This is a genomic window from Streptomyces sp. NPDC023838 (genome assembly GCF_040639555.1).
Taxonomy (GTDB): Bacteria; Actinomycetota; Actinomycetes; order Streptomycetales; family Streptomycetaceae; genus Streptomyces.
On record NZ_JBFAAD010000005.1, the window covers coordinates 26,244 to 42,689 of the forward strand.

The window sequence follows — 16,446 nt, forward strand, 5'->3', positions numbered from 1 at the left end:
GCGGGGGACTTGAGGGGCGCGGGCCCGGCGGGCCGCGAGGTTGCCCCTGGCGGCACGATGACCCACAGCGGCGGCGGAGGTTGCGCACAGCGGGGGACTTGAGGGGCGCGGGCCCGGCGGGCCGCGAGGTTGCCCCTGGCGGCACGATGACCCACAGCGGCGGCGGAGGTTGCGCACGGCGGGGGGCCTTGAGGGGCGCGGGGAACTGCGCGACCAGCCCCCACCGGCCCGCGGCCGCGCGACGAACCGCAAGGGTCCAGGCGCAGCGCGGCGGCGCGCGGAGCGCAACGGCAGGACCGGGCCCCACCACGGAGCGGACCACGGCGCCGCGCGGAGCGCAACGGCAGGACCGGGCCCCACCACGGAGCGGACCACGGCGCCGCGCGGAGCGCAACGGCAGGACCGGGCCCCACCGCGAAGCGGACCGCGGCGGCGCGCGGAGCGCAACGGCAGGACCGGGCCCCACCGCGAAGCGGACCGCGGGCGGCGCGCAGCCCCGCCGCGGAGCGGTCGGGGCTACGGGAGTGTGGGGGTACGGAGTACCCCCCCACCGGTGAGGGCGGGCGGGTGGGGCAGGCCCCACCGCGGAGCGGGCATCAAGCCGCACGCAGCCCCGGCGCGCAGCGCCGGGGCTACCGGAGTGGGGGGTACGGAGTACCCCCCACCGAAAGGGCGGGCGGGCGGGGGCTCCGCCGCTACGCCAGGTACGCCCGGACCTCCGCCGCCGCCTCGTCCCCGTACGCCTTCGTGAAGCGGTCCATGAAGTGGGCCCGCCGCAGCTGGTACTCCTGGGTGCCCAGCGTCTCGATCACCAGCGTCGCCAGCATGCAGCCGACCTGCGCGGCCCGCTCGTGGCCGACGCCCCACGACAGCCCCGACAGGAAGCCCGCGCGGAACGCGTCGCCGACGCCGGTCGGGTCGACCTTCGCCTCCTCGTCCGGGCAGCCGACCTCGATCGCGTCCTCGCCGACGCGCTCGATGCGCACGCCCCGCGAGCCGAGGGTGGTGACCCGGTAGTCGACCTTCCCCAGGATCTCCGCGTCGCTCCAGCCGGTCTTGGACTCGATGAGCCCCTTCTCGTACTCGTTGGAGAAGAGGTACTTCGCGCCATCGAGGAGCGTACGGATGTCGTCGCCCGACATCCGGGCGATCTGCTGCGAGAAGTCCGCCGCGAACGGGATCCCGCGCGTCTTGCACTCCTCCGTGTGGCGGAGCATCGCCTCGGGGTCGTCGGCGCCGATGAGCACCAGGTCGAGGCCGCCCACGCGCTCGGCCACCGACTGGAGCTCGATCTGGCGGGCCTCGCTCATCGCGCCCGTGTAGAAGGAGCCGATCTGGTTGTGGTCGGCGTCCGTGGTGCACACGAAGCGGGCGGTGTGCAGGACCTCGGAGATGCGGACCGAGTTCGTGTCCACCCCGTGGCGGTCCAGCCAGGCCCGGTACTCGTCGAAGTCGGAGCCGGCGGCCCCGACGAGGATCGGCCGGGTGCCGAGCTGCCCCATTCCGAAGCAGATGTTCGCGCCCACACCGCCCCGGCGCACGTCGAGGTTGTCGACGAGGAAGGAGAGGGAGACCGTGTGCAGCTGATCGGCGACCAGCTGGTCGGCGAATCGGCCGGGGAAGGTCATGAGGTGGTCGGTGGCGATGGAGCCGGTGACAGCGATACGCACGGCTAGGACACTCCTGCGTGGAGGACTGTTGACAGTTAACGCTACCCGGTCCGGGGGACTCGTCTGAAGGGCTGAAACTACCCGATAGTAGGCCTTTTTTCGCTTGGCTCCCGATGCATACGGTGCGGAACATGGAAACCATGGAGCAGACCGGGAATGTCACGGCGTCCGAACCGGGCCTGGCGGCGCTGCGCGGCGCCTGTGCGCGGATGGCGCCCCACTGGGTGGTCCCGACGGAGCCCGGGCCCGCGCCCGTACCACCGTCCCGCATCCACGGGGTGTCCGTGCCGGACGACTCGGTCCGGCTCATCGCCACGATGTCCGAGTACGGCGACTGAGCGGGGCCGAAGGCGCGCCCGGGCCGGCCCGGGCGACGGGGCAGCGCGCGGAGGGAACCGTGCGCTCCCCCGCTCCGTCCAAGGCCTGTCCCCCGTAAAGGGGATGCGGGATACGACTGGACAGGAGCGATGCGGTGAGCAGCGAGCACACGCAGGAAGAGTCGCAACAGCGGCGGACGCGACGATCCCCCTTCGTCCTCGCCTCGGTCGCGGCGGCGGTGCTGGTCGCGGGCGGCGGCGGGGCGTACTGGGCGTCCACCGCCTCGGGCGGCTCGCCCGCCGCCGAGGGCGCCGCGGACGGAAAGGCCGGGGCGGGGGCGGACTCCACTCCGCCGCCGCTGGGCCTGGACAGCGGCAGGGAGGGCATCGCCCCCGGCGAACCGGACCCGAACGGAGTGGTCTACCGCGCCGGGGGGAAGCTTCCCGACGGCCCGACGAAGGCGGCGGTGTACCGCCCGGGCGGCACGGTCGGCGAGGCCGAGGTGGCGAAGCTGGCGAAGGCGCTCGGGATCGACGGCGCCCCCCGCCTCGAGGGGCCGGTCTGGAAGGCCGGGATCACCAAGGACGGCGGTGGTCCGGTCCTGACGGTTAATCAGAAGGCGCCGGGCGCCTGGACGTTCGCCCGGTACGGCGGCGGCGGCACGGACAACTGCCCCAAGGGCAGCAAGTGCCCCATGCACACCACCGGAGCGGACACCTCCACGACCTCGAACCCGGGCATCGCGCCGGGCGAGCACGACCCCACGGGAGGCGGCTCCCCGGTGAGCGAGCAGGCCGCGAAGGCCGCGGCCGCCCCCGTACTGAAGGCGCTCGGCCAGGACGACGCCAAGCTGGACGCGTCCCAGCTGATGGGCGCGGTCCGGGTGGTGAACGCGGACCCGGTGATCGGCGGCCTGCCCACGTACGGCTGGACGACCGGAGTCCAGATCGGCCCCGACGGCCAAGTGGTCGGCGGCAGCGGCCAGCTGAAGGCGCCGGAGAAGGGCGCCACGTACCCCGTGCTGAGCGGCGAGGAGACGCTGAAGCAGCTGAACGGTTCGGGCGGCGGGCGTCCGGCGAGCAAGGACTGCACGGGCCCGGTGCCGCTGGAGGACCAGCCGCAGGGCGAGCCCACCAGGGGCAGGCTGCCGAGCGACCCGCAGCGCAAGCTGCCCAGTGACCCGCAGGGCAACATCCAGCACCAGCCGTGCAAGCAGGGCACACCCTCGACGGTGACCATCGACAAGGCGGTGTTCGGGCTCTCCGCGCAGTACGTGGACGGGCGGCAGGCGCTCGTGCCGTCGTGGCTCTTCCAGGTGAGGCCGACCGGCGCCGCGCAGCCGGTCACCGTCACGGCCCCGGCGCTGGCCCCGAAGTACCTGGCGAAGCCGCCCGTGCCGCCGTCCGGGCCCGGCACTCCCCTGCCGACGCCGTCCGGGTCGTCACCGGTCGGCCACCAGGCCCTGGTCTCGTACGCGATCGACCAGGACGGCCGGACGCTGACCGTGACCTTCTGGGGCGGGATCTGCGACACCTACGCGGCGACCGCGGACGAGAGCGGCACGGAGGTCCGGGTCACGGTGGGCGTCGCGCACCACGACCCCAAGAAGATCTGCTCCATGATCGCCAAGAAGGAGACGGTCTCGGTGACGCTGCACCAGACGCTGGGTGAGCGTCAGGTGGTGGACGCCAACACCGGGAAGGCGCTGCCCAAGAGCTGAGCGGGCCCGGCGTACACAGACCGCCCGGCGCAGACAGACCGCCCGGCGTACACAGACGAGGAGGGCGGGCACCCCGTGGGGTGCCCGCCCTCCTCGTACGTACGAAGCGTCGCGGCTCGCGGAGCCGTACGCCTCAGCTGAAGGAGTCGCCGCAGGCGCAGGAGCCCGTCGCGTTCGGGTTGTCGATCGTGAAGCCCTGCTTCTCGATCGTGTCCACGAAGTCGATCGAGGCGCCGCCCAGGTACGGGGCGCTCATGCGGTCGGTGACGACCTTGACGCCGTCGAAGTCCTTGACGACATCGCCGTCGAGCGAGCGCTCGTCGAAGAAGAGCTGGTAGCGCAGGCCGGAGCAGCCGCCGGGCTGGACCGCGACGCGCAGCGCCAGGTCTTCCCGGCCTTCCTGGTCAAGGAGGGCCTTGACCTTGGCCGCGGCGGCGTCGGACAGGAGGATGCCGTCGCTCACAGTGGTGGTCTCGTCCGATACGGACATCTGCTTCTCTCCCGGGTTGTACGGAGACTGCTTGCCGACGGTTGCAACCGGCGGTGCCCCGGATTCATTCCGGGCCATGCGTGTGTCTTGGCTCCCCTTCATGCTCGCACACCCGGCACCCGGCCGGAAAAGACCTGTGGACAGAGTCGAAAGGGGATGTGTCACATCGACGCTATGGCCATCGTCAAACTGACGTGAAGCAGTTATGATAGATAGCGTCATTTAGACGAAAACTCGTCTGCGAAAGAGAAAGGGTGCGTGACGTGACCACCGCCCAGCCCCTGGACGTCCAGCCGACGCCGCTCGCCCTGCTGCTGCTCGGCCGCGAGGCCGACCCGAAGAGCGAGCGCGGCGTGGAGTGCCCCGGCGACCTGCCGTCCCCGTCCGACCCGGACCTGGTGGCGCGGGCCCGCGCGGCCAAGGAGAAGCTCGGGGACAAGGTCTTCGTGCTCGGCCACCACTACCAGCGCGACGAGGTCATCCAGTTCGCCGACGTCACCGGTGACTCCTTCAAGCTGGCCCGGGACGCCGCCGCGAAGCCGGAGGCCGAGTACATCGTCTTCTGCGGTGTGCACTTCATGGCCGAGTCCGCGGACATCCTGACCTCGGACGACCAGAAGGTCGTGCTGCCGGACCTGGCGGCCGGCTGCTCGATGGCCGACATGGCCACCGCCGAGCAGGTCGCCGAGTGCTGGGACGTGCTGACCGAGGCGGGGGTCGCCGAACAGGTCGTGCCCGTCTCTTACATGAACTCCTCCGCCGACATCAAGGCCTTCACGGGCAAGCACGGCGGCACGATCTGCACCTCGTCCAACGCCAAGAAGGCGCTGGAGTGGGCCTTCGAGCAGGGTGAGAAGGTGCTCTTCCTGCCGGACCAGCACCTGGGCCGCAACACCGCCGTCCGCGACATGGGGATGTCGCTGGAGGACTGCGTGCTCTACAACCCGCACAAGCCCAACGGCGGTCTGACCGCCGAGGAGCTGCGGAACGCCAAGATGATCCTGTGGCGCGGCCACTGCTCGGTGCACGGCCGGTTCTCGCTGGACTCGGTCAACGACGTACGGGAGCGCATCCCGGGCGTGAACGTGCTGGTGCACCCCGAGTGCAGGCACGAGGTCGTCGCCGCCGCGGACTACGTGGGTTCGACGGAGTACATCATCAAGGCGCTGGAGGCGGCGCCGCGCGGGTCGAAGTGGGCCATCGGCACGGAGCTGAACCTCGTCCGCCGTCTGGCGAATCGATTCGCCGCGGAGGACAAGGAGATCGTCTTCCTCGACAAGACGGTCTGCTTCTGCTCGACGATGAACCGGATCGACCTGCCGCACCTGGTGTGGACGCTGGAGTCCCTCGCGGACGGCAAGCTGATCAACCAGATCCAGGTGGACGCGGAGACGGAGAGCTTCGCGAAGCTGGCGCTGGAGCGGATGCTGGCGCTTCCGTAGGAAGCAGGTACGTATGTGTAAGGGCCGCTCCCCCATGGGGAGCGGCCCTTACACATACAGCGCGCGCCAGTCGGCTACTCGACCCTCGGGCGCACCAGCCCCGACTCGTACGCGATCACCACCAGCTGGGCCCGGTCGCGGGCGCCCAGTTTGGCCATCGCGCGGTTGACGTGGGTCTTGACCGTGAGAGGGCTGACTACCAGGCGCTCGGCGATCTCGTCGTTGGAGAGGCCGCCCGCGACCTGGACGAGGACTTCGCGTTCGCGGCCGGTGAGGGCCGCCAGGCGTTCGGCGTGGGCGCCGGGCGGGTCGCCGGAGCCGTCCCAGCTGCCGCCCTGGGCGAGGAAGCTGGCGATGAGGCCCTTGGTCGCCAGCGGCGAGAGCAGGGCCTCGCCGGCCGCCGCGATCCGGATGGCGTTCAGGAGCTCCTCCGGCTCGGCGCCCTTGCCCAGGAAACCCGAGGCGCCCGCCCGCAGCGACTGCACCACGTACTCGTCGACCTCGAAGGTCGTGAGCATCACCACGTGCACATCGGCGAGTTCGGGGTCCTCGCTGATCATGCGGGTGGCGGCGAGGCCGTCCGTGCCGGGCATCCGGATGTCCATCAGGACCACGTCCGCCCGGGTCGAGCGGGCCACGGCGACCGCCTCGGCCCCGTCAGACGCCTCGCCCACCACGTGCATGCCCGGCTCGGAGTCGACGAGGACGCGGAAGGCGGAGCGCAGCAGTGCCTGGTCGTCCGCGAGTACCACCCTGATCGTCATGCGCAGCCTTCCCCCGGTCCCTCGGCCGCCCGCACGGCGTCGGCCGCCTCGCGGGGCCCTGCCGTACGGGCCGTGTCGGCCGTCTTGACCGGCAGTATCGCCTGCACCCGGAAGCCGCCGCCGTAGCGGGGTCCCGCCGTGCAGGTGCCGCCGAGCGCGCTGACGCGCTCGCGCATCCCCAGCAGACCGTGGCCCCCGCCGCCGCCCCCGGCGGCGCAGTCGCCGTTCCCGGTGCCGTTGTCGCCGTTCCCGGTGCCGTTGTCGATGACCGTGATCTCCGCGTTCGGCCCCACCCGCACCACGCTGACCTCGGCCTTCGCGTCCGGACCGGCGTGTTTGCGTACGTTGGTGAGCGCCTCCTGGATCACCCTGTACGCGGCGAGGTCCACGGCCGCCGGGAGCCCGGAGCTCACGGCCGCGTCCAGCGGGGCGAGCTCGACGGGGAGGCCCGCGCGGCGGAAGCCCGCCAGCAGGTCGTCCAGGAGCGCGAGGCCCGGGGCGGGCTCGGTGGGGGCTTCGGGGTCGCCGGACTGGCGCAACAGGCCGACGGTGGCGCGCAGTTCGTTCAGCGCCGAGCGGCTGGCCTCGCGTACGTGCGCGAGGGCCTCCTTGGCCTGGTCGGGGCGCTTGTCCATGACGTGCGCGGCGACCCCGGCCTGGACGTTGACCAGCGCGATGTGGTGGGCGACGACGTCGTGCAGGTCGCGGGCGATGCGCAGGCGCTCCTCGGCGACCCGGCGGCGCGCCTCCTCCTCGCGGGTGCGCTCGGCCCGCTCGGCGCGCTCGCGGATGGACTCCACGATGGCCCGGCGGCTGCGGACGGCGTCACCGGCGGTCGCGGCGAGGCCGGTCCAGGCGAGCACGGCGACGTTCTCCTGCGCGTACCAGGGCGCGTCCCCGAAGAACATCGCGGTCGCCGTGAGGACGCCCATGGTGGTGATGCCGACGCGGTAGGTGGTGGCGCGGTCGGTGTGCGCGGCGACCGTGTACAGCGCGACGACCGGGGCGATCGCGATCGGGGCGGGCGAGTTCCCCGCGAGCAGGTCGGCGACGGTGACGCCGCCGGTCAGACCGAGGACCGCGAGGGGGCTGCGGCGGCGCAGCACCAGGGAGACGGCGCCGAGCACCGCGAGGACGAGGGCGGTCGCGCTGGGGGTCCTGGTCCCGAAGACGGGGCCGTTGGAGCCGTGCGGGTCGGCGAAGGAGCCGACGACCATGCAGACGAGGACGACCCCGGCGAGGGCGGCGTCCCCGGCGAGGGGGTGGGCGCGGAGCCATCCGTGCATACGGGCGAACGTCACGCCTCCCTACGGTACGGGGCACGGGCGCCGTGCGGAGCCGGTCCGGGCCGAGGCGGTACCGCACGCACCCCCTTGAGGTGCCCAGGCGATGCCGCACCCCCTTGAGGGGCGCGGGGCTGGGCGCGCCGCACGCGCGGCGGAACGCTCAGCCCGGGATCAGCCCGTCGTCGCTGAGCATCTCCCTGACCTCGTCCAGGGTCGCGTCCCCGGCCGGGAGGATGAGCTCCGACGGCTCCAGGGCGTCGTCCGGGAGGGGGTCGCCCAGACGGCGCACCGCGTCCAGGAGCGCGCCCAGGGTCCGGCGGAAGCCCGACTCGTCCCCCGCCTCCATCTCCTCCAGCAGCTCGTCGTCCAGCTTGTTGAGCTCGGCGAGGTGGCTGTCCGCCACCTTCACCTGGCCCTCCCCCATGATCCGTACGATCATGGCGACTCCTCCTTGGCCCTCGGCCCTACTGCTTGTCGAAGCGGGGGGTCTGCTGCTGCGGACGGTCCTGCGGGCCGGCGGTGCCGCCCTCGATGGCCTGCTGGCCCGACGTGCCGCCGGTCAGCTCGGCCTTCATCCGCTGCAGTTCCAGCTCTACATCCGTACCACCGGAGATGCGGTCGAGCTCGGCCTGGAGGTCGTCCTTCTGGAGGCCGGACTGGTCGTCGAGGGCGCCGGAGGCCAGCAGCTCGTCGATCGCGCCGGCCCGCGCCTGGAGCTGCGCGGTCTTGTCCTCGGCCCGCTGGATGGCCATGCCGACGTCGCTCATCTCCTCGGAGATGCCCGAGAAGGACTCGGCGATCCGGGTCTGCGCCTGGGCCGCCGTGTACGTCGCCTTGATCGTTTCCTTCTTGGTGCGGAAGGCGTCGACCTTGGCCTGGAGCCGCTGGGCCGCGAGGGTGAGCTTCTCCTCCTCGCCCTGCAGGGTCTGGTGCTGTGTCTCCAGGTCGGTGACCTGCTGCTGGAGCGAGGCACGGCGGGTCAGCGCCTCGCGCGCCAGGTCCTCACGGCCGAGCGCCAGCGCCTTGCGGCCCTGGTCCTCCAGCTTGGTGGACTGGCTCTGGAGCTGGTTCAGCTGCAGTTCGAGCCGCTTGCGCGAGGTCGCCACGTCGGCGACTCCGCGGCGCACCTTCTGAAGCAGCTCCAGCTGCTTCTGGTACGAGTAATCGAGGGTCTCGCGCGGGTCCTCGGCCCGGTCAAGGGCCTTGTTCGCCTTCGCGCGGAAGATCATCCCCATACGCTTCATGACACCGCTCATGGGCTTCGCGCGCCCCCTTCTGACGGACTCCAGCACCAGCTGCTGCAACAGAACCCACAGTACGGGCCCTGCATCCATTACCGCACTGTTCGGGCGCGGATGCGGTCATCCGCAAGGACGACTGCGTCCCCGCCCGCTCCGGCGCAAGGAGTAGGTGGCCCCCCGTAATCACATCCCTACTGACGCAAGGCGTTGCGGGATCGTTCCCCACCGGCCTGTGGTCCATGCGCGCGACCCCGTACCCTTGGGCTTTGTGTTCCGTAGCCGTTCCAATGACGAGAAGGCCCCCACCGACAAGGTGACGGCGGACCTCTCCAAGCAGCCCCGCGACCCCGAGGCACCCAAGGGCCGCCCCACTCCCAAGCGGAGTGAGGCGCAGACCCAGCGCCGCCGTGCGTCGACCGTGCCGAGCGACCGCAAGGAGGCCGCCAAGCGTTCGCGCGAGGTCCGCCGTATCGAGCTGGCCAAGCAGCGCGAGGCGCTCGCCAACGGCGACCAGCGCTATCTGCCCGCCCGCGACAGGGGCCCCGTGCGCAAGTTCGTGCGCGACTACGTCGACTCGCGGTTCTGCGTCGCCGAGTTCTTCCTGCCCCTCGCGGTGATCATCCTGGTCCTCTCGATGGTCCGGATCGGCAGCCTGCAGAACATCGCGCTGCTGCTGTGGCTCGTGGTGATCGTGCTGATCGTGCTCGACTCCATCGGTCTGGCGTTCCGTCTCAAGAAGCAGCTCAAGGAGCGCTTCGCCGACGAGCCGACCAAGGGCGCGGTGGCGTACGGCCTGATGCGTACGCTCCAGATGCGTCGGCTTCGTCTGCCGAAGCCGCAGGTCAAGCGTGGGGAACGACCCTGAGCACGGAAGTCGCCGCCTTCAGCGGCGCCTCCGGCGACTGGCTCAAGGGCCTGAGCGGTCTGCGCAACACCGTGCGCCAGGAGCTCGTGGCCCGTCAGCTCGACGAGCAGATAGCCGCCCGGTTCCCGGTCGGCCAGCGCCTGCGCGTCCTCGACGTCGGTACGGGCCAGGGCACCCAGGCCCTGCGGCTGGCCCGGGCCGGGCACACGGTGACCGGTCTGGAGTCCGACCCCGAGATGCTCAGGGTGGCCCGCGAGTCGCTGGCCACCGAGCCGGAGGGCATCCGCGAGCGGGTCCGGCTGATCGAGGGCGACGGCAACGAGACCGGGGTGCACTTCCTGCCCGGCTCCTTCGACGTGGTGCTCTGCCACGGCGTACTGATGTACGTCCAGGAGCCGGACGCCATGCTGGCGGGCCTGGCCCGGATGCTGGCCCCCGGCGGCCTGCTCTCGCTGCTGGTACGGAACGCGGACGCGCTCGCGATGCGCCCCGGGCTCGCCGGTGACTGGTCCGCCGCGCTCTCGGCCTTCGACACCGACGCGTACACCAACCGCCTGGGGCTCCCGGTCCGCGCCGACCGGCTGGAGAACCTGACCCGCACCCTGGATGGCATCGCGGCCCCGCTGCACGCCTGGTACGGCGTGCGCGTCTTCACGGACAACGTGTCCAACGACGTCCAGCTCCCGGCCGCCGAGGAGCTCGACCGGCTGCTCGCCGCCGAGGACAAGGCGGGCCGCACCGATCCCTACCGCCGGGTCGCGGCGCTGCTGCACCTGTGCGGAGTGCGGGGCTGACCGCTCCGTTCGGGTGAGTCAGGTAGGGCGGGCTTTTTCACGTCCTACCGGTGTGACCACTGACGCAGAGCGCTCCAAGCTGCCCGCCCGGGAGACCTGGCGGGCCCTTTACCGCCACTTCCGGCCCCATCGCGCCACCGTCGCCCTGGGGGCGTTACTGACCCTGGCGGGCGCCGCCACCGGGCTCGCCCAGCCACTGGCCGCCAAGGCGCTGGTGGACCGCCTCGGCGGGGACGAGCCGATCGCGGGGGTGCTCGTCCTGCTCACCGCGCTCGTGGTGGTGGGCACGGTGGTCGAGTCGTTCGGGGCGTACGTCCTGGAGCGCACCGCCGAGTCCGTGGTGCTCGCCGCCCGGCGCACCCTGATCGGCCGGCTGCTGCGGCTGCGGCTGCCCGAGGTCGAGCGGCTGCCCCCGGGTGACCTGATGTCCCGGGTGACCTCCGACACCACTCTGCTGCGGGCGGTCACCACCCAGTCCGTGGTCTCGGCCGCCACCGGCGGGCTGACCTTCCTCGCGACGATCGCGATGATGGCCTATATGGACGCGGTGCTGCTCGGCGTCACGCTCGGCGTGATCGTGCTGATCGGCTCCGCGGTGGCGATGGTGATGCCGCAGATCGCCCGGGCGACCGCGCGGGCGCAGGAGTCGGTGGCCGAGATATCCACCGTCCTGGAGCGGGCGTTCGGCGCCTTCCGCACCCTCAAGGCCTCCGGCGCCGAGGAGCGCGAGACGGCGGTGGTGGACGCGGCGGCCGCGGAGGCCTGGCGGCACGGGGTCCGCTCGGCCAAGTGGCAGTCGGTGGCCGGGACTTCGGTGGGCCTCGCCGTGCAGGTGTCGTTCCTGGCGGTGCTCGGGATCGGCGGCGCGCGGGTCGCCTCGGGCGCGATCTCGGTCTCGACGCTCGTCGCGTTCCTGCTGTTCCTGTTCTATCTGATCGACCCGGTCTCGAAGCTGGTGCAGGCGGCCACCCAGTACCAGGTGGGCTCCGCCGCGATCGCCCGGATCGAGGAGGCCGAGCGCCTGGAGACCGAGGAGTGGGAGGCCGGCGCCGCGCCCTCGCCGCGCACCAAACCCGCCTCGGTGGTCTTCGACGAGGTGACCTTCCGCTACCGCGACGACCTTCCGTACGTCCACCACGGGGTCTCCTTCGAGGTGCCGGGCGCCGGGATGACCGCCTTCGTGGGGCCCTCGGGCGCGGGCAAGACGACCGTCTTCGGCCTGGTCGAGCGGTTCTACGAGGCGACCGGCGGCCGGATCCTGATCGACGGCCGGGACGTGCGCGACTGGCCGCTGGCCGAGCTGCGCGCCACCATCGGCTATGTCGAGCAGGACTCCCCCGTGCTGGCCGGGACCGTCCGCGAGAACCTGGTCTTCGGCGCCCCCGACGCCACGGACGCGGAGATCGCCGACGTCCTCGTACGGGCGAAGCTGGACGCGCTGGTGGAGCGGCTGCCGGACGGCCTGGAGACCGTGGTGGGGCACCGCGGGTCCAAGCTGTCGGGCGGTGAGCGCCAGCGCGTGGCCATCGCCCGCGCGCTGCTGCGCAGGCCCCGGCTGCTGCTCCTGGACGAGGCGACCTCGCAGCTGGACGCGGTCAACGAGCTGGCGCTGCGCGACGTGGTGGCCGAGGCCGCGCGGGAGACGACGGTCCTGGTGGTGGCGCACCGACTGTCCACGGTGACGCTGGCGGACCGGATCGTGGTCATGGAGGCGGGCAGGGTACGGGCGGTGGGCACCCACGCCGAGCTGGTGGCCGGGGACCCGCTGTACGGGGAGCTGGCGGCGACGCAGTTCCTGGCGACGGCGTGATCGGGGGGGCGCTGCGGCTTCGTCCACGGGACCGGTCCGACCTGATTGGACCGACCTGATCGTTCCGACCTGATCGGCCCGTCGTGGGAGGCCGTTCGCCGGGGGCGGGGCAATACTGCGGAACATGGATGGATCCGTGAACCGCGACCGGGTTCGCCGGTCGCTCCTCCCCCTGGCGGCGGCCCTGTGCGCCACCGCCCTGCTGGCCGGCTGCTCGGGCTCGGGCTCCGGCTCCGGCGTGTCGCACTCCTCCCCGGCGCAGGCCGACGTGGCCGCGCCGAAGGAGGCCGAGGCGCCCCGCAAGGCGGACGGCAACGGGCTGCAGGCCGACTACGAGCGGGTGATCAAGGATGTACTGCCGTCGGTCGTCCAGATCGACGCGGCCAACAGCCTGGGCTCCGGCATCGTCTACGACGCCCAGGGGCACATCGTCACCAACGCCCATGTGGTGGGCGGCGAGAGGACCTTCAAGGTGTCCACCGCCACCGGCGGCGGCGCGATCACCGCCAAGCTGGTGGCGGCCTACCCCGAGCAGGACCTCGCGGTGATCAAGCTGGACTCGCTGCCGAAGGGCCTCAAGCCCGCCAGGTTCGGCGACTCCTCGAAGGTCGAGATGGGCCAGATCGTGCTGGCGATGGGGTCGCCGCTCGGCCTGTCCAGCAGCGTCACCCAGGGCATCGTCTCGGCGACCGGCCGGACGGTGACCGAGAGCCCCCGCGGCGGCGGCACCGGCGCCACCATCGGCAACATGGTGCAGACGTCGGCGGCGATCAACCCCGGCAACAGCGGCGGCGCGCTGGTCAACCTGGACAGCGAGGTCATCGGCATCCCGACGCTGGCGGCGACCGACCCGGACATGGGCGGCAGCGCGGCCGCGGGCATCGGCTTCGCCATCCCGGTCTCGATGGTGAAGACGGTCGCGGACCAGATCATCAAGAGCGGCAAGGTGACCGACTCGGGCCGGGCGGCGCTCGGGGTGACCGGGCGTACCGTCGTCGACGCGAACTACCAGCCCGCGGGCGTCGCGATCGTCGAGGTGAAGAAGGGCGGGGCGGCCGACCGGGCGGGGCTGCGGGCCGGGGACGTCATCACCCGGCTCGGGGACACCGACATCAGCACGATCACCTCGCTGTCGGAGGCGCTGGCCGCCGACAAACCCGGCCAGACCATCCAGCTGACCTACACGCGCGGCGGCTCGGCGAAGACCGCCCAGGTGACCCTCGGCGAGATCTGAGGCGGCGGGAGCTGCGCGGCGAGATCTGAGGCGGCGGGATCCGAGGCGGCGGGATCCGAGGCGGCGGGATCCGAGACCGGCCGCCCTGGCGGAGCGCCCGCCCCGGCGCGCGGCGGCGCCCGCGGACCCCTTCGGTCCGCGGGCGCCGTCGTGTGCCTCCGTACGTCCGTGCGTCAGGACGCGTCAGGACGCGTCGGCGTGCAGGCTCATCGGGCCGTAGATCTTCTTGCCGTCGTCGAAGAGGTGCACCTGGTCGGCCCCGCCCTCCATCAGGTCCTTCCAGACCTCACCGATCCAGGACTCCGCGTCGCCCTGGGTCGTGAACTCCTCCGGCGCCACCGCCGGCTCGACCTCCGTCCCGTCGGACTTCTCGAATCGCCACGTCCACGCCATGTCCGCCTCCCGGGTCACGTTGCTGCCCGCAGCGTAGCCGGGCGCGCACCGGGTGCGGTGACGCGGGAGGATCGTCTTCGTGGAACTGACTCTCCTCGGCACCGGAGCCCCCGGCGGGCTGCCGCGCCCCGACTGTCCCTGCGCCGCGTGCGCCTCGGCCCGCGGCGAGCAGGCGCGCGCCGCGACCGCCCTGCTCGTCGACGGCGCCCTGCTGCTCGATCTGACCCCCGGGGCCGCGCTGGCCGCCGCCCGGGCCGGGCACTCGCTCACGGGCGTACGGCAGGTCCTGCTCACCCATCCGCACGACGGGCCCGCGGTGGAGCTGCCCCCGGGGCTCCCGTCGGCCGGGCGGGTGCCGGACGGCCGGGTCCTGACGCTGATCAGCGGGCACCGGGTGCGGGCCGTGCCGCTGGACGCGCCGGGCACCGGGTACGAGGTGACCTCGCCGGAGGGCGAACGGCTGCTGTATCTGCCGCCCGGCGGCACGCCCTCGGGGATGGCCGGGGCGTCGCGCCCGTACGACATGGTGGTCTGCGACGTACTGGCGCGGCCGGACGCGCTGGCGCGGCTGCGGGCGGCGGGGGCCGTGGGGCCCGCCACCGACGTGGTGGCCGCGCACCTCGACCACGACGTGCTGCCCGGCCGCGAGCTGGACCGGCGACTGGCGGCGGCCGGGGCGCGGGCGGTGCCGGACGGGACGACGCTGATCGTCGGCGAGTACCACGCGGTGCCCGATCTGCCGCGCCGCACGCTGGTGCTCGGCGGGGCGCGCTCGGGCAAGTCGGTGGAGGCCGAGCGCCGTCTTGAGGCCTTCCCGGAGGTCGTGTACGTGGCGACGAGCGGCACCCGCGAGGGCGATCCCGAGTGGGCGGCGCGGGTCGGACTGCACCGCGAACGGCGGCCGGGCGCCTGGCGCACGGAGGAGACCTGCGACCTGGTGCCGCTGCTCGCCTCGGCCGGGCCCGCGCTGCTCGTCGACTGTCTGTCGCTGTGGCTGACCGACGCGATGGACCGGGCCGGGGCGTGGGAGGAGGAGAAGCTGCCCGAGGCGGTGCGGGAACGGATGGCCGAGCTGGTCGCGGCGGTCCGCGCGACCCCCAGGACGGTGGTGTTCGTCAGCAACGAGGTGGGCTCCGGGGTGGTGCCCGCGACGCGCGCCGGGCGGATGTTCCGGGACGAGCTCGGCAGGCTCAACACGGCGGTCGCGAACGAGTGCGAACACGTCCTTCTGGTCGTCGCCGGGCAGGCGTTGGTGCTGCGCGGCTGAGCCGGGGCCTGATCTTGCCGCACCACCCGTGGGGCGGCCGCGAACTGCCGGTACTGTTCAGCGAATGAGCAGGCTGAATCTCGACGACTTCTCCGATCTGATCGAACGCCCCGACAGCGGTGTGCGGCGTGACGCCGAGGAACGCCGGGAGCGGCTGACCGTGCCGGCCGGCGCGCTCGGCAGGCTCGACGAGCTGGGCGAGTGGCTGTCCGCCGCGCAGGGCACGGTTCCGGTCAAACCCATCGAGCACCCGCACGTGATCCTCTTCGCGGGCGACCACGGCGTGGCCGAGCTGGGTGTCTCGGCCCGCCCGGCGGGCTCCGCGCACACCCTGGTGCGGTCCGTGCTCGACGGCGCGGGGCCCGTCGCCGTACTCGCCCGCCGCCTGGGCACCTCCGTACGGATCGTCGACGCCGGTCTGGACTGCGACCCGGGGCTGCTGCCCGAGGACGTCGTACGGCACCGGGTGCGGCGCGGCAGCGGGCGGATCGACGTCGAGGACGCGCTGACCGTCGAGGAGGCCGAGGCGGCCGTACGCCTCGGGATGAGGATCGCCGACGAAGAGGCCGACTCCGGCACCGACTTGGTCGTCCTCGGCGACCTCAGCGTCGGCGGCACCACCGCCGCGGCCACCCTGATCGCGGCGCTCTGCGGCACCGACGCCTCGGTCGTCACCGGGCGTGGCGGGGCCGCGATCGACGATCTGGCGTGGATGCGCAAGTGCGCGGCGATCCGGGACGCGCTGCGCCGCGCGCGGCCGGTTCTGGGCGACCAACTGGAGCTGCTGGCGGCCGTCGGCGGTGCCGACCTTGCCGCGACCACTGGTTTTCTGCTTCAGTGCGCGGTGCGCCGAATGCCGGTCATCCTCGACGGGGTGGTCTCGTCGGCCTGCGCGCTGGTCGCTCAGCGAGCCGCCTTCCGGGCTCCGGACTGGTGGCTGGCGGGTCAGCTGAGCGGTGAGCCTGCCCAGTCCAAGGCACTGGACCGGATGGCACTCAACCCTCTGCTCGACCACGGCGTCACTGTCGGTGAAGGAACCGGGGCCCTGCTCGCCCTCCCTCTCGTACAGGCCGCCGCCGCCCTGGCCGCGGAGCTGCCCGAGCGCGCGGAGACCGAGGGGGATCGCGCCGAAGACTGAGCCGCGGTGCGGCC

General features: G+C 72.7%; 16 protein-coding genes. 9 read left to right on the plus strand and 7 right to left on the minus strand.

Annotation, left to right across the window (positions count from 1 at the left end):
* Positions 1-695: 695 nt before the first annotated feature.
* Positions 696-1,670: a carbohydrate kinase family protein gene (locus AB0G17_RS07965; RefSeq protein WP_361377282.1), complete on the minus strand. Its 975-nt coding sequence runs from the start codon at positions 1,668-1,670 to the stop codon at positions 696-698.
* Positions 1,671-1,801: 131 nt separating this feature from the next.
* Here AB0G17_RS07965 and AB0G17_RS07970 point away from each other — a divergent pair, with 131 nt between their 5' ends.
* Together AB0G17_RS07970 and AB0G17_RS07975 are read left to right on the plus strand one after the other, a co-directional pair.
* Positions 1,802-2,008, plus strand: coding sequence for a hypothetical protein (locus AB0G17_RS07970; protein WP_361377285.1), 207 nt, complete (start codon positions 1,802-1,804; stop codon positions 2,006-2,008).
* A 134-nt stretch (positions 2,009-2,142) separates the two neighbouring features.
* Positions 2,143-3,708: a hypothetical protein gene (locus AB0G17_RS07975; RefSeq protein ID WP_361377288.1), complete on the plus strand. Its 1,566-nt coding sequence runs from the start codon at positions 2,143-2,145 to the stop codon at positions 3,706-3,708.
* Positions 3,709-3,841: 133 nt separating this feature from the next.
* On the opposite strand, the gene AB0G17_RS07980 is transcribed toward AB0G17_RS07975, so the two are convergent.
* Positions 3,842-4,198 carry an iron-sulfur cluster assembly accessory protein gene (locus AB0G17_RS07980; RefSeq protein WP_159692765.1) on the minus strand — a complete coding sequence of 119 codons (357 nt, stop codon included), beginning with the start codon at positions 4,196-4,198 and terminating at the stop codon, positions 3,842-3,844.
* Positions 4,199-4,452: 254 nt separating this feature from the next.
* On the opposite strand from AB0G17_RS07980, the gene nadA reads away from it, so the two are divergent.
* On the plus strand, positions 4,453-5,640 hold the full coding sequence (gene nadA, locus AB0G17_RS07985; protein WP_361377291.1) for a quinolinate synthase NadA: 1,188 nt from the start codon (positions 4,453-4,455) through the stop codon (positions 5,638-5,640).
* A gap of 74 nt (positions 5,641-5,714) precedes the next feature.
* On the opposite strand, the gene AB0G17_RS07990 is transcribed toward nadA, so the two are convergent.
* From AB0G17_RS07990 to AB0G17_RS08005, 4 genes are all read right to left on the minus strand, one after another.
* A complete protein-coding gene (locus AB0G17_RS07990) occupies positions 5,715-6,404 on the minus strand; it encodes a response regulator transcription factor (protein WP_361377294.1) in 690 nt (229 codons plus the stop codon).
* Positions 6,401-7,690 carry a histidine kinase gene (locus AB0G17_RS07995; RefSeq protein ID WP_361378039.1) on the minus strand — a complete coding sequence of 430 codons (1,290 nt, stop codon included), beginning with the start codon at positions 7,688-7,690 and terminating at the stop codon, positions 6,401-6,403. The genes AB0G17_RS07990 and AB0G17_RS07995 overlap by 4 nt, the downstream gene beginning before the upstream one ends.
* A 160-nt stretch (positions 7,691-7,850) precedes the next feature.
* Complete coding sequence (locus AB0G17_RS08000; RefSeq protein WP_361377297.1) at positions 7,851-8,129, minus strand: hypothetical protein; 279 nt, start codon at positions 8,127-8,129, stop codon at positions 7,851-7,853.
* A gap of 25 nt (positions 8,130-8,154) precedes the next feature.
* Positions 8,155-9,024 (minus strand): PspA/IM30 family protein, encoded by an 870-nt coding sequence (locus AB0G17_RS08005; protein ID WP_361377300.1) that lies wholly within the window; start codon positions 9,022-9,024, stop codon positions 8,155-8,157.
* 175 nt (positions 9,025-9,199) lie between these two features.
* Between AB0G17_RS08005 and AB0G17_RS08010 the strand changes: the two genes are divergently transcribed.
* From AB0G17_RS08010 to AB0G17_RS08025, 4 genes are all read left to right on the plus strand, one after another.
* Positions 9,200-9,796 (plus strand): DUF3043 domain-containing protein, encoded by a 597-nt coding sequence (locus tag AB0G17_RS08010; RefSeq protein WP_361377303.1) that lies wholly within the window; start codon positions 9,200-9,202, stop codon positions 9,794-9,796.
* Positions 9,797-9,882: 86 nt separating this feature from the next.
* Positions 9,883-10,590 carry a methyltransferase domain-containing protein gene (locus tag AB0G17_RS08015; protein WP_361377306.1) on the plus strand — a complete coding sequence of 236 codons (708 nt, stop codon included), beginning with the start codon at positions 9,883-9,885 and terminating at the stop codon, positions 10,588-10,590.
* 52 nt (positions 10,591-10,642) lie between these two features.
* Positions 10,643-12,400 carry an ABC transporter ATP-binding protein gene (locus AB0G17_RS08020; protein ID WP_361377309.1) on the plus strand — a complete coding sequence of 586 codons (1,758 nt, stop codon included), beginning with the start codon at positions 10,643-10,645 and terminating at the stop codon, positions 12,398-12,400.
* 124 nt (positions 12,401-12,524) lie between these two features.
* Positions 12,525-13,634: a trypsin-like peptidase domain-containing protein gene (locus AB0G17_RS08025; RefSeq protein ID WP_361377312.1), complete on the plus strand. Its 1,110-nt coding sequence runs from the start codon at positions 12,525-12,527 to the stop codon at positions 13,632-13,634.
* Between the two features lie 183 nt (positions 13,635-13,817).
* Here AB0G17_RS08025 and AB0G17_RS08030 read toward each other — a convergent pair whose 3' ends face one another.
* Positions 13,818-14,027, minus strand: coding sequence for a hypothetical protein (locus tag AB0G17_RS08030; RefSeq protein WP_329398201.1), 210 nt, complete (start codon positions 14,025-14,027; stop codon positions 13,818-13,820).
* A gap of 79 nt (positions 14,028-14,106) precedes the next feature.
* On the opposite strand from AB0G17_RS08030, the gene AB0G17_RS08035 reads away from it, so the two are divergent.
* Together AB0G17_RS08035 and cobT are read left to right on the plus strand one after the other, a co-directional pair.
* On the plus strand, positions 14,107-15,294 hold the full coding sequence (locus AB0G17_RS08035; RefSeq protein WP_361377315.1) for a bifunctional adenosylcobinamide kinase/adenosylcobinamide-phosphate guanylyltransferase: 1,188 nt from the start codon (positions 14,107-14,109) through the stop codon (positions 15,292-15,294).
* Positions 15,295-15,358: 64 nt separating this feature from the next.
* Entirely contained in the window at positions 15,359-16,432 is a 1,074-nt protein-coding gene (cobT, locus tag AB0G17_RS08040) for a nicotinate-nucleotide--dimethylbenzimidazole phosphoribosyltransferase (protein ID WP_361377318.1), read from the plus strand.
* Positions 16,433-16,446: the final 14 nt, after the last annotated feature.